The sequence below is a fragment of the Curtobacterium sp. B18 genome, assembly GCF_000333375.1.
Lineage (GTDB): Bacteria > Actinomycetota > Actinomycetes > Actinomycetales > Microbacteriaceae > Curtobacterium.
Map to the genome: position 1 here is coordinate 1 of NZ_BACZ01000413.1, position 12,266 is coordinate 12,266.

Sequence of the window (12,266 nt, forward strand, 5' to 3'; positions counted from 1 at the left end):
CCGGTGACCGGCGGCTTGCCGAGGGTGCCGAGTTCGGTCCCGGGCACGAGGGTGGACGGCACGGAGTCCTCGGGGGTCGTCTGCCAGTCCATCGGGTCCAGTCTGCCGGCCAGTGGTGCTCCTTGCCGGGACCCCGGACCCACTCGGCGGGCAGGACCACGACGTCAGCCGCCCCGTGTTCGGGCGCGACGAGTCGGCGTGTGACCTCGGGGAAGCGCAGGTCGTAACAGGTCTCGAGGCCGACGCGGACGCCCCCGAGCGAGAACACGGGCAGCTGCTCGGGGTCACCGGACTCGATGCGGTCCGACTCCTTCGAGCCGAAGGCGTCGTAGAGGTGCACCTTCCGGTACGTCTCGGCGATCGATCCGTCGGGCAGGACCGCGACGACGGTGTTCCGGAAGCGGCCCGGGGTGTCGGCGCGCTCGGCGATGCCGACGACGAGGGCGATGCCGACCTCGCGGGCGATGGTCTGCAGGCCGGTGACGAACGGGCCGTCCAGGGGTTGTGCGGCGGCCACGAACCGGTCGTCGATGTCGGCGGTGAAGTAGGACGTGTACTCCGGCGTGACGAGCAGGTCAGCCCCACGGGCGGCCGCGTCGACGGCGGCGGTCCGGACGGTCTCCAGGTTCGCGGCGGGGTCGTCCACGGGCGCGAACTGCGCCGCGGCGACGGTGAGGGTGCCCATCCGCCGAGCTTACCGGGTGGCCCGAGACTCGGCCCCGCGGACGTTGCTCGCGCCACGAGCGCGCGAAAGTGTCCGCCCAGCCGAGACTCGGCCCCGGCGCGACGGCCAGCGCGACAGCCGGCACGACGGCCAGCGCGACGGCCAGCACGACGGCCAACGCGGCGAACGCCGGCGCGACGGTCGGCGCACCAAGAAGGCCCCGGTCCGACTGGACCGGGGCCTTCTCTGTGACGCTTGGTTGTCCTGGCGTCAGTCAGTGCCAACACCCTTAACGAGACGCCTCAGCACGTCCACCGGCCCGCCATCAGGAAAAAGCCGGTGGTCCGGGTGACGGCAGCCATGACCGATCGCATGATCCGCATGTACGAAGCGGGCGAAACCTCACGCACGATCGCTGGCGAGTTCGGCATCTCACGTCAGTCGGTCATCCACAAGCTTCGCAGAGCCGGAGTAACCATCAGGTCGCAAGGCGGACGTCGATGACCATGCAAGCTCACGGCATCAAACGGAGTTCAGCGTGCGAGTCGTTGGTAAAGATGATCGAGAACAACCTGGCTGTCCTGGCTCTAGTTCGTACCGACATCCGTGAAACTGATCCGGTTCGCCAGAGACCAGCCACGGTCAAGGAGCAGGAGCAGGAGCAGGAGCAGTCTGGCGTTCCGTCCCAGTCATGACCCTGTCTAAGGCAGACACGTAAGCAAGCTGTCCGAGCGCAAGTCTCGAATGATCCACATGGGCCTCACCGCTTGTCCGGCAAAGAGGCTGGCCCACCACGTGCTACGGCACAACGTCGCTGTCCACCGGGCCGTAGTGGGAGCGTCGGTAGGACAGCGAGCCGGATCGCGCCACCGCCGACGAGTCCGTTTTCCTGTCTGACAGTGCGACCACTGCACGACGCGCCGCCTGGCGCTCTGCCTTATGCTCCAAACATGACGGAACCTTCGGACTATGAGCTCATGGCTTGGGAACAGGTGCAGCGCTTCAGACAGCGGCCTACGTCCCGAGCGATGGCTGATGCAAATCGGAGGATCGCCGGAGGCGTCCACGCGGCAGCAAAGCGAGCCGCGGTTGCGATGGAGGGACGCGCAAGAACGCGGGCCGTGGTGCAGGGCGGTCGGCAGTTGGTGTCGAAAGCTTCCAGCGCGGTCGGGACGGGCGCGCGCCGCGTAGTCGACGCGGTTCCGGACGGCATCGTCGATTGGAGCGTGACGGCAGCGAAGTCGGCACGCGACTCGACCGCTCGACTGTCGCGGCTGGGATTGTCGCCGCAGCGCGTCGTGAGGCGTCATCAACAGCGCGGGCACGACGTTGCCAGGCTCGCGGACGTCCGGAAATTGGATCTTGAGCAGGTCGACTCGGTGAAGGGCCGCACGGTCGCGTGGGCTTATCCGGCCGTCGCGGCGTTTTCGGGCGCAGGTGCTGCATTCGTAATCTCAGGCAGCGAGATCGTTGTGCCCGCCACCGCAGGTGCCGCCGCAGCGCCTTCGGGAACCGCGATCGCCGTGGCCTTCACCGCAGACGCCGCCGCGGTGTTGGCCATGTCTTCACGCAGCGTCGGCCATATCGCACTGCTCTACGGATACGACCCGGAGGAGCCGGCCGAGAAACTTTTCGTAATGTCAGTCATCAACGTCGGTACCGCCACCTCGCAGGCCGCGAAAGCCGCGGCGTTCTCGGACCTGTCCCGGCTCACGCAGGCGCTCGTCCGCGGCAGTTCCTGGCAGATCCTGAACAAATCGCTCATCTCGAAAGCCTCAGCGCGGTTCGCCCAGCAGATGGGCATCCGGTTGACCAAGAAAGGCCTTGGCAAGGCCGTCCCCGCGGTGGGCATCGCGCTCGGTAGCGCCTTCAACTGGGCCACCCTCGAGAGCGTCGTCGACGCGGCCGACACGGCGTACCGGCGCCGGTTCCTCCTCGACAAGTATTCCCAGCTCGACCGGACGGACGCTTTCCCGTTCGACACTGACGCGGACGGCGAAGAGGGCTTGGACGAGGTCATAAGCATCGATGGAATTACAGAGCTAGCAGGGGACGAGGAATCCGGCCGACCCGAGCCGCCATCAAAGTGAAAGGCGCTTTCTATTTCTCGATCAGATATGGCAAACTAAGATCACGCTGTTTCAGCCTGCTGCGAACCGCACAAATTACAATTGTGGCATCTAGTGGATGCCGTTACGAAAGCTAGGGGAGGAAGCCAGATGCGCATCGAAAAAATTACTATTCGCAACTATAGAAGCCTGAAAGAAGTCGTTCTTGAACTCGACGAGTACGCTGCATTGATCGGTTCGAACGGGTCAGGCAAATCCTCCGTCTTGTATGCGCTGGATTGGTTCTTCAACGGGACCGCGCTTTCGGAAAGCGACGTGCACGGCTGCTCAGGACCCGACACCCTAGAGCCAGGCTCCACGGTCGAAGTCGCCCTTACGTTCGTCGATCTCACCGCCAAAGACCGCGAGCGCCTGCAGCAGTATGGCCGCGGCGCACGGGTGGAGATTCGCCGCACCTGGTACGCGGACACCAAGCAGACGAAGACCGTCGGAAACGCCCGGCAGGGGCCGGGCTTCGCGGACGTTCGGGCGGACCAGGCGATCGCGGCTCGCAGACAGGGGTACCGGGACCTCCGGGCGCAACACCCTGACCTCGCTGAGCTGGCCGGGAACGCAAGCAAAGACGCGATACTCGAGGCGTTGAACGCCTGGGAATCCGACCCCGCAAACCTTTCGAAGCTGGTAGAGGTGGCCGACTCGGACGCGAACCAGATGATGGGATGGAACGGTGCCAACGTGCTTCGGGAGTGCGTGCGCTTCGTGCTCATTCCGGCTGCGACGAGCATCGCCGGCGAAGTTGGCACCGCCTCGCGAGGCACCGCGCTCACGGAGCTGGTCGGCGCGTTCATGGCGGCCGCCAGCGCTCGGGCACAGGCTGCCTGGCTGCTCAAGCACTCCGACGCGGTTGCGGAGCTGACGGGCGAAATCCGCAAGAGTATCGAGGGAGCTACCGGCGTGCAGGCCAACCGCATCAACTCGCGCCTGGCCACGCTCATTCCGAACGCCAGCGTGTCGCTGACGCCGACAGTGCCCGAGTTCGTTCCAAAAATCGACCCTTCCATCAGCACCGCCGTGACCATCTCGGGCGTGACCAACGACGTCTCCCGACAGGGACACGGTGTGCAGCGCGCGGTGATGATCTCCATGTTCCAGGCTATGGTGCCGGACGAGGCGCTCACCCGCCAGAATCACGAAGCGGAAGAGGGCGAAGACGAGGCCGCCGCCCTGATCCGGCTTGAAGAATCTCTCGGCAGCCTGCCGAGCATCATCGTCGGCCTCGAAGAGCCGGAGATCTATCAGCATCCGGTCCGTGCGCGCGCATTCGCGAGGACCCTGCTCGAGCTGAGCGTTCAACCGAACGTGCAGGTTCTTCTGGCCACCCACAGCCCTTACTTCATTCAGCCGGAACAGTTCGACAACCTCCACCGCTTCACCTATGCGGACGGAGCCACCTCTGTCTCGACTGCCTCCGTCCACTCCGTCGCCGCGGCTTCGTCGATCGACGCCGAGAAGATTGCCAAGGAGATCGTCGCCAGAGTTCCGACCGAATTCTCCGAAGGGTTCTTCGCGGACGCGGTGGTTCTGGTGGAGGGGCAGACTGACCGGATCGTGATGGAAGCCCTGGCGTCTGTCCGCGGATCGGATTTGGACCGGCTGGGTATCACCGTCCTTTCCGTCGAAGGCAAGGGTGGCCTCCGGATCGCGCGCGCGATCCTGGACGCTCTGGGCGTGCCGACCTACGTCATGGCCGACGGAGATCACGGCACCGCCGGCCGGAAGGTCTACAGAGACAAGACTGACGACGAGGTGCTCGCCGCGCGGGAGAACGCGCACGGAAGCCACAGGGCCGCGACGAACACCCTCGTAGCTTCGCTTCCTCTCGTATCGGAGGCCGCTCGCGGCGCCCTTCCATACTCCTTCGGAGACCCCACCGTCGTGAGTGAGGGGTTCACTATCTGGAAAGACGATATCGAAGAGGAGCTGGGCTCGTGGCCCAGCTTCGTCGCCGCCCTCGACGCAGCGGGCATCACGCTCGCCGCTCGCAGCAACAAGAACCTTCTCGCGTACCGGAACGCGGTGTTCGCTGCAAGCACCGACGACGTGCCCGACGTTCTCGCAAGCGCGGTCGACGAAATCGTGCGTCTTACCGGTAACGTCGCAGTCGCTGTCAACGGTACTCACACCCGGCTCAACGAAGAGGATACGCAATGACGCACGAAATCAAGTGTCCGCACTGCGGGCAGACGTTCACGGTAGACGAGGCCGGCTACGCGGACATCGCCCGCCAGGTCCGCGACCGCGAATTCGACAAGCAGCTGCACGAAAGATTGACGCTCGCCGATGAAGACAAGCGCAGCGCGATCGAAATCGTGGAAGCGAAGGCGGCAGTCGAGTTGGAGAGAGCCGCATCTTCCAACCAAGCCGAAGTCCAAAAGCTGAAGGCTCAGCTTGAGTCCCGCGAGGTCGAGCAGAAGCTTGCCGTCGCCGAGGCGTTGTCCGAGCTCGAGAGAGAGCGCGACCTGCTGTCGGGCGAACTGGATAAAGCAAAATCCGAGAGCCGTTCCGCCGCGGACCTCGCGGAAGCGCGGCTGGCGGCAGAGCTGCAAAAAGCCGCGGCGGCGAAGGACGCGGAGGTGCAACGGCTGACATCGGAGCTCAAAGCCACTGAGGTGTCGCAGAAGCTGGCAGTGACCGAAGCCGTTAGTCTCGTTCAGCAGGAGCGGGACGAGTACAGGAGCAGCTTCGAAAGGTCCGAGCTCGAGAAGCAGCTCGCCGAAACCTCGTTGAAAGACAAGTACGAGACTCAACTGAGGGACCGCGAAGAGCAGATCGAACGCCTGCGCGACCTCAAGGCCAAGCTATCGACGAAGATGGTCGGAGAGACGCTCGAGCAGCACTGTGAGATCGAGTTCAACCGTATCCGCGCGACGGCCTTCCCTCGCGCTTATTTCGAGAAGGACAACGACGCGCGTTCCGGCAGCAAGGGCGACTACATCTTTCGGGACGAAGATCCGGCCGGCACCGAGATCGTGTCAATCATGTTCGAAATGAAAAACGAGAGCGACACTACCGCTACCAAGAAAAAAAACGAGGACTTCTTCAAGGAACTGGATAAGGACCGCGCCGAGAAGAACTGCGAGTACGCCATCCTGGTCTCCTTGCTGGAACCAGAAAACGATCTCTATAATACGGGCATAGTCGATGTCTCGTACCGGTTCCCGAAGATGTACGTGATACGACCACAATTCTTCATCCCGCTCATCACGCTTCTGCGCGACGCCGCCCTCAACGCCCTCGCCTACAAGTCGGAACTCGCGCTCGTGAAGGCACAGAACATCGACATCACCAACTTTGAGAACGATCTCGATTCGTTCAAGACGGCGTTCGGCAAGAACTACGAGCTTGCCGCTCGGCGTTTCCATACCGCCATCGACGAAATCGACAAGTCGATCGACAGACTCCAAAAAGCGAAAGAAGCCCTGCTCGGCTCCGAACGCAACCTGCGGCTGGCGAACGACAAGGCTCAGGACGTGACCATCAAGAAGCTGACCCGAAAGAACCCAACGATGGCGTCCAAGTTTGCGGTCTTGGAATCTGGAGACGACGAAAAGGAAGTCAACGAATGAACCGCCGCCGGGTAGTGAGCAGCAACGTGGCCGAGGTTGGCTATGACCCCACGACCAAGACGTTGGAAGTTGCGTTCCTCAATGGCGGGGTGTACCAGTACCTTGATATCCCCGGGCCTCTCTATCATGAACTAATCGCAGCACCGAGCATTGGCAGTTACTTGAACGCACACATCAAGAACGCGGGCTATACGGTGCTCAAGGTGGATTGAGGGATCTTCTGAACTAACACTCCCTAAGTCTCTCCGTGGCCATACAGATAGGAGGCTTATCTTCTCCGGTTCGACCCGCGTTTCGCAAGGTAGCAGCGGACAAGATGGGTACCTTCTTATCGGGATCGTTGCTCGAAAAAGTGGCGCTCGATGGCGAGCGTCGCCCTGCGGCTTCTACCGCTCAGGCGATCCGTCGCTCCCGACGAACACGGTGACGCTTCCGCAAACCCGCTGTCCGGCGTACCGGCGAACTGACTGAGATCAAAATCACCGGAGAGGCCATCGGACTGACGGGCGAGCCGAGGTCGGGATTATCGTCTATAAGGTGGAGCCAAGTCGGCATGCGAAGAAGAGTTGCGGGTCCTAGCATGTTGGATCGCGTCACTCTCTCAGCAGCCTGAACTGTCGCCCTAGGCGAATGTAACCAGACGCTAGTCAAGGGACGATTGAGGCCCGACGTGACCGTCGCCTAGCGCGCACGCCTCATATGGGCCTGCAGTTGCGAACCGCGGTCGTCGATCGTGCTGACGGTTCCGAGCTGGTGCATCCGATCAAGCAAGGCACGGTATTCGGCACCGCTTGGGAACTTGGGGTGCATGCCGTTCCGCTGGAGTAGCTGTGCGTAAACGCCGCCCATCGCAGTAAGCACCGGACGCATGTGATCCATCGTCACGGTCGAGTCGAATCGTTGGATTACTCGAAGAATTAGTGAAGCCTCGGCACGGGAGCGCGCTGAGCGTTCGACCGCGCTCCACCCGATCGACACGCCATTCTCAAGGGCGTAGCGCAGCATGCGGTTGACGGCTGCTCGGTCAGCCCCGTCTGCAAAATCGTCGAGACGGCCGACGACCGTTGCCTTGAGGGAGGACGAGACGACGTCGCTGTCCAGGAAACGGACAATGAGTCCTGGCGTTAGCAGGCTCGGCCCGATGAACGACGGAAACTCCTCGGACACGTCGATCGCGTATTCGAGTCCGATCCAGTCGTCGGAGCTGATAAGTCCAAAAATCTCTTCTGAATCTTCGATCAACCCGTGTTGAATGAGACGGCCGATCCATTCCCCGCGCTCTACAGGAACTGAATCTGTCGAGATGTGGTCCTCGATGTGCAGACTTTCCATGAGCGCAGCACGAGACTCTGGCGACGGGATAACTTCCTTCGCACGCGCGATTTGCAGCGCGATATCGAGCTTGACCGACTCGTCCGCGTCCTCAGGCGTCGCGATGGAGTTTTCGCTGAGCACAGTGGCAAGATTCGCATCTACGCCGTACTGCTCGACGTACTCAGATACGTTCGCAAACTCTGCGGGGAACCGGTCATTGGCTGCGAGTGCAGGCCAGGTCCCGGCCGGAACACCCGTGATGTCAGCAACCCGGCACTCGCTCGGAGAACGGCCGATGACTGCGGTGAGCGCGGCCCGGTCGACCTTATCGACATCCGTGATGACGACCGCAAACGAACGCGCGTCTGACAGGGTGTTCTCGCCGCTCGTCAACGCATCGAGATAATGACCGAGCGAGCGGATCACGCGGTTGTATACCGAACCGTGGTCAGCCTTCAAAGCGTCGAGGGCCAGATCGGTGGAGGGGTTGATGGCAGCCAGCATGTTGTCGCGGGTGACGACGAAACGCTCGGCTCTGATGACCGCCCGGAGGACGGGAGCGCTCAGCGCCCTCAGATCGGGAAGATCAACTTCGCATGCGCTCACGACCTTGTTGATGGCATCCGGGTTCGCAATCGTGCCGGTGAACGATTCGAGTTCCGCGTAGTTGGCTACGAGATATGCTGACACCTTGTCGCTGACGACGTACTCGGTTTCCGGATCAATTCCCCTGAGAGCCGCGTCGACTAGTTGCAGACGACGGGACTCATCGACCTCCACTTCGTCGATCACCGAGTTGAAGACGTTAGGCCATGACTTCGCCATCGCCTGTACCAGACCTGCGGCGTTGTGCTCGCTCGGAAGGTATGCCTGCAGGAACCGCTTCTCGTCGTCTCCGTTCCTCGTGAGGTTCTTGATCACGGCGGCGAGGGCGTCCTCTGCCCCGGCGTCACTCAAGAGAAAGTCGAGGAGATCGAGGTTGTATGCGGATTTGCCGCCGACCGCAAGTCTTGGTCGTTCGTGAACGACCGCTCGCGCTTCATCCGCACTCAAATTGAAATAAAAATCAATTGAACCGGTATCCACGTTTTTCAAAATGAAGTTCATAGCATTGGCGTTGACCTTGTCTCCGGGGAACGTCGAGGTGTACAGAGTGAAGTACCGGTCGATGAAACCACCGGCCACCAGGTCGATCGCGAGCTTCGAGCCCAAAAGCGTGCTGACCCGCTTTGAGAACGCGACGGGAGTGTCGCCTACGTTGACTTCGACGTCCTCCCGCTCGTATAGCTGCTGCAGGTCCGCGCTCGAGAAGAACTCGATCTCTGCCTGCGTCTCAGTGATTTTCTGATCGAGGTCAGCTACGCTCACGCGTTCCCACTCAGCGGGGTCGAGCGAGTAGCCCGTGGCACGCTGCAGTTCTTTCGTCGACAGATCGATGACTCGCGTGCCCCTATAGGGGTGGTAGTAGCTGAACGCCAGCGGTGCGTTGCCAGCCGCGTACTTACGCCAAAAGGCATCTTCGTGAAGATCAGTCGCGGGGATAACCGCGCTGTCGTAGCGGATGTCAGTCAGAGCGACGCCAATGTGTTCGAGCAGCAGTTCGATGTAGGCCTCGACGGCCGCGCCCACCACGTCGGCCCGCAGCGACTGGTCGCCAACGGACCGGCGGCGACGACGCAGCTGGACGAGTTCGTTGTTGAGCCTGGTGCTATTGGTCTGCACGAGGCTGCGACTTTCTCTGTATAGCGTATCGAGGTTGCTCGTACCGAGCTTGATGCGTTCGAAGTCCGACAGGTGCGTGCTCTTGTACAGCACCATCGCAAACAGATGGTCGTCGCTCAATTCAAGCGACGACTTACGGATTACGTGCTCTTTGAAGATGACAAATTCATTGCGGATGTTGCGGATCAGTCGCATGTCAGCGACGTGCTGCGCCACGAGATCGATCAGATCGTCGCTGACATCCTGCTCGTCGATGTCGTCGAGCTCCGTCGACATGAGCTCGCGGGCGCTCTGGTGCGTCACGAATGGAACGACGGGGATGACCAGGTCGAAGAACTTCGTCCTGTTCGCTCGCGCCACTTCAAGGGTTGCAGCGTCGGTCGCCGGCTTCTTCGCTTCGGGCTGCTGCCCCTCTGCTTCGCGCGCCGCGCGCACCCCCAGCTCTTCGAAGATGCTGTCCTTAATCGCGTAGATGAAGCGGATGGTCCTGCCTTTGAGCTGCTTCGCCGCGTTGAGGATCGTGTTCAGTTCGCGGAGAGTCTCGAAGATGTGCGGGTCCTCGAAGCGGTCGATGTCCTCGAAGATTACGATGTCCGCGTCTACGACTTGGAAGAAGTAGACGATCTCGTCGAGGTACTCGTCGAAATAGGTGTCGGTCTTCGCTGACAGGGTGATCGTGGCCGCTCCAGTCGAAACGCTGTCAATGCGGAGCTTGTTGTGCGTCACGAAGCGGACCCCGAGCACCAGGCCTGCCGCGACGAGGGCCATGCCGCCGTTGGCAGCAATTGCCCAGTCGGGTCGGATGGTGAAGAGGGTCGCGAGCTTCGCGGTCCACCCGAACAAAAAGATTACTATCGCTAGCGGGATACCCGAGGCCAGCGCGATCACGATTTCCCGCCACCAGCTGAACGCGGCCGTGCGGCGGTAACGGGATCCCGGCATCCTGTCCGGCATCTGCGTGTAGAGCAGTTGCTTGACGATCTCTTTCTGGATCTGGTTCGTCTTCGTGTCCCGAAGCGGATTCTCGCCTCCGTCCGCCTTCCCGTCCGAGCCGGTGCGCTTCGACGCGTCTGCGGCCGGTTCGAATCCGAGCGTCGAGAGGGACACCTGGATCGCCTTCAGCGACTTGTCCTCCGCCACTTGGCGCAAGATGCTGCTCTTGCCGACGCCGTAGCTTCCCGTGAGCGCCACGTTGCGCACCTTCTTGTTGCCGGTCCAAGCCAGCGCGTCCTTGATGGCGTTGAAGTACACCTCGTGTTTGCCTGGCACGTACTCGGGGGTCAGGGGATGAAGCGCAGGCACTTCATAATCCTCAGATGCCTGAGATGGTTCCACGTTTTAATAACCCCGTCATTGCAATATCGTGCCGCATAAGTGGCGCTTATTATGAGTACCTCGCTATTACCGGTCAAGCACAAACGTGACCGCGTCGGCCCGGCGTCCAGGGAGACCCGAGCCTGGCTCAAAGGTAGCGCCTACTTCCGACACTTCGGCGCGGCATTGCTGGGCCGTCGTAGCTAGGCTTGCACCAACTGGGCTTCCTCTTGGAGTGAAGTGGGGCACATGATACATTAAATGGGACAATGACTGACCACGTAGACCCGATCCAAGTGACTCGCGCTGGCGTTACTCGCGGCTTTGGCCACTCGCTGGTCTGTTCGGGTTACCTCGTCGAGGACAGTCGGGTGCTGCTCGTGCATCACCGAGGCTTCGATAAGTGGGTGCCGCCCGGTGGCCACATCGAGGCGGGTGAGACCTTCCACGAAGTAGCCGAGCGCGAGTTCGAGGAAGAGACCGGGCTGAGCGTTCAAGCTCTCAGCGCCACTCCTGCTCTGATCGACGACGCGAACGCCTCCCCGTTGCCGGGTCCCTTCTACGTCGACCTGGAGCGCGAAGGCTTCCGAATCCCTTCCATCACGCAGTTCTTCTACATGCGCCGCCGTGACCAGGAGCGTGAAATCGTCGCGCAGCTCAGCGAGGTCGCTGAGGTCGCTTGGTTCAGCGCTGAGGAGCTGGACGCCATCCCGACCTTCGAGCAGGTTCGGGTTCTTTGCCGCTACGCCCTCGTAAATCATCCGGACGCGCTGACCAGCTCATAGACGAAGTCGTGACGAGCGACCTGCCGGGAGCGAACGAGTTCTCGGAGTTGCCCACGACTCTGTAGGGCAGCCTTGTCGTTGAGCCGGCTCTTGTACACGGCGACCGACGACTTGCTTACTCCGAGCAAGCGTGCCAGGCGAGAGGAGTCGATTCCGGAACGCTCTCGTAAGATGGCCTCGAGAAGCTGCTGCAGCTGCGGGGCCTGATCCAGCGACAATGTGAAGCCGCCGTCGGTTCCCTCGATCTCATAGGCCGCGACGCCGCTTCCCCGTATCGTAGTAAGTTGCCCGAAGCCTCGCGGTGGAATCTCAGGCGGCGTCAGAACAGCGCTTGTCGAGATGGCGCTTTCGAACGCCATGACCGTGTGGAACGCCGCGCGGATGGTTGCGTTGCCGAGCCCGGCCCCGCTCGGCTCGGCCCACAGCTGCTGCTCTTCGGACCACAGTTTGACGAGAAACTTCCAACTGCGTCGTACTTGCGCCGTTGCCTCCTCGCCGAGGCTCACGACCGGCCGGAGGCATTCGGCGTACGCCAGAAATTCCCACGAGCTGCCCAGCTCCTGGTCATCCTGTTCCCGCTTCGTGCGCCAGCGTACGTCTCTTTCAAGCAGCCATTCCGCTGCTATTCTGCGCGCTTCATCCACGCGCGGGTCGCGCGTCAAGAGCCTGAAGTAACCGAGCGCCGTCGCAGCCACGGCTGTTTTCGGCCGGCTCAGCTCTTCCGGCAGGGACTGAGGGGTCNGGCTTCACGCACCGTCGGGTTGCTGCTCCT

General features: G+C 61.9%; 9 protein-coding genes. 6 read left to right on the top strand and 3 right to left on the bottom strand.

What is annotated here, in order from left to right; genetic code table 11:
- On the bottom strand, positions 1 to 685 hold a 685-nt coding region (locus tag I5E_RS11410; protein WP_022907103.1), incomplete at its 3' end, for a nitrilase-related carbon-nitrogen hydrolase.
- 351 nt (positions 686 to 1,036) lie between these two features.
- Here I5E_RS11410 and I5E_RS27020 point away from each other — a divergent pair.
- From I5E_RS27020 to I5E_RS11435, 5 genes are all read left to right on the top strand, one after another.
- Complete coding sequence (locus tag I5E_RS27020) at positions 1,037 to 1,168, top strand: helix-turn-helix domain-containing protein (RefSeq protein WP_369007691.1); 132 nt, start codon at positions 1,037 to 1,039, stop codon at positions 1,166 to 1,168.
- Between the two features lie 617 nt (positions 1,169 to 1,785).
- Positions 1,786 to 2,754, top strand: a complete 969-nt coding sequence (locus I5E_RS11420) for an EcsC family protein (protein WP_261974921.1) — start codon at positions 1,786 to 1,788, stop codon at positions 2,752 to 2,754.
- A gap of 129 nt (positions 2,755 to 2,883) precedes the next feature.
- Complete coding sequence (locus I5E_RS11425; protein WP_022907106.1) at positions 2,884 to 4,944, top strand: ATP-dependent nuclease; 2,061 nt, start codon at positions 2,884 to 2,886, stop codon at positions 4,942 to 4,944.
- Positions 4,941 to 6,359, top strand: a complete 1,419-nt coding sequence (locus tag I5E_RS11430; RefSeq protein WP_022907107.1) for a DUF2130 domain-containing protein — start codon at positions 4,941 to 4,943, stop codon at positions 6,357 to 6,359. The genes I5E_RS11425 and I5E_RS11430 overlap by 4 nt, the downstream gene beginning before the upstream one ends.
- Positions 6,356 to 6,571, top strand: a complete 216-nt coding sequence (locus I5E_RS11435; RefSeq protein ID WP_022907108.1) for a KTSC domain-containing protein — start codon at positions 6,356 to 6,358, stop codon at positions 6,569 to 6,571. Before I5E_RS11430 ends, I5E_RS11435 begins: the two co-directional genes overlap by 4 nt.
- A 469-nt stretch (positions 6,572 to 7,040) precedes the next feature.
- Here I5E_RS11435 and I5E_RS11440 read toward each other — a convergent pair whose 3' ends face one another.
- Positions 7,041 to 10,646 carry a YobI family P-loop NTPase gene (locus tag I5E_RS11440; RefSeq protein ID WP_148286944.1) on the bottom strand — a complete coding sequence of 1,202 codons (3,606 nt, stop codon included), beginning with the start codon at positions 10,644 to 10,646 and terminating at the stop codon, positions 7,041 to 7,043.
- 434 nt (positions 10,647 to 11,080) lie between these two features.
- On the opposite strand from I5E_RS11440, the gene I5E_RS21675 reads away from it, so the two are divergent.
- A complete protein-coding gene (locus tag I5E_RS21675; protein WP_049973499.1) occupies positions 11,081 to 11,494 on the top strand; it encodes an NUDIX domain-containing protein in 414 nt (137 codons plus the stop codon).
- Here the strand turns inward: I5E_RS21675 and I5E_RS11450 are convergent.
- Entirely contained in the window at positions 11,467 to 12,189 is a 723-nt protein-coding gene (locus tag I5E_RS11450) for a hypothetical protein (RefSeq protein ID WP_022907111.1), read from the bottom strand. The genes I5E_RS21675 and I5E_RS11450 overlap by 28 nt on opposite strands.
- Between the last annotated feature and the right edge of the window lie 77 nt (positions 12,190 to 12,266).

Bases quoted from the DNA above. Each gene is read 5' to 3' on its own strand.
- I5E_RS11435 (WP_022907108.1), top strand. From the start codon at position 6,356: ATGAACCGCCGCCGGGTAGTGAGCAGCAACGTGGCCGAGGTTGGCTAT.
- I5E_RS11430 (WP_022907107.1), top strand. From the start codon at position 4,941: ATGACGCACGAAATCAAGTGTCCGCACTGCGGGCAGACGTTCACGGTA.
- I5E_RS27020 (WP_369007691.1), top strand. From the start codon at position 1,037: ATGATCCGCATGTACGAAGCGGGCGAAACCTCACGCACGATCGCTGGC.
- I5E_RS11425 (WP_022907106.1), top strand. From the start codon at position 2,884: ATGCGCATCGAAAAAATTACTATTCGCAACTATAGAAGCCTGAAAGAA.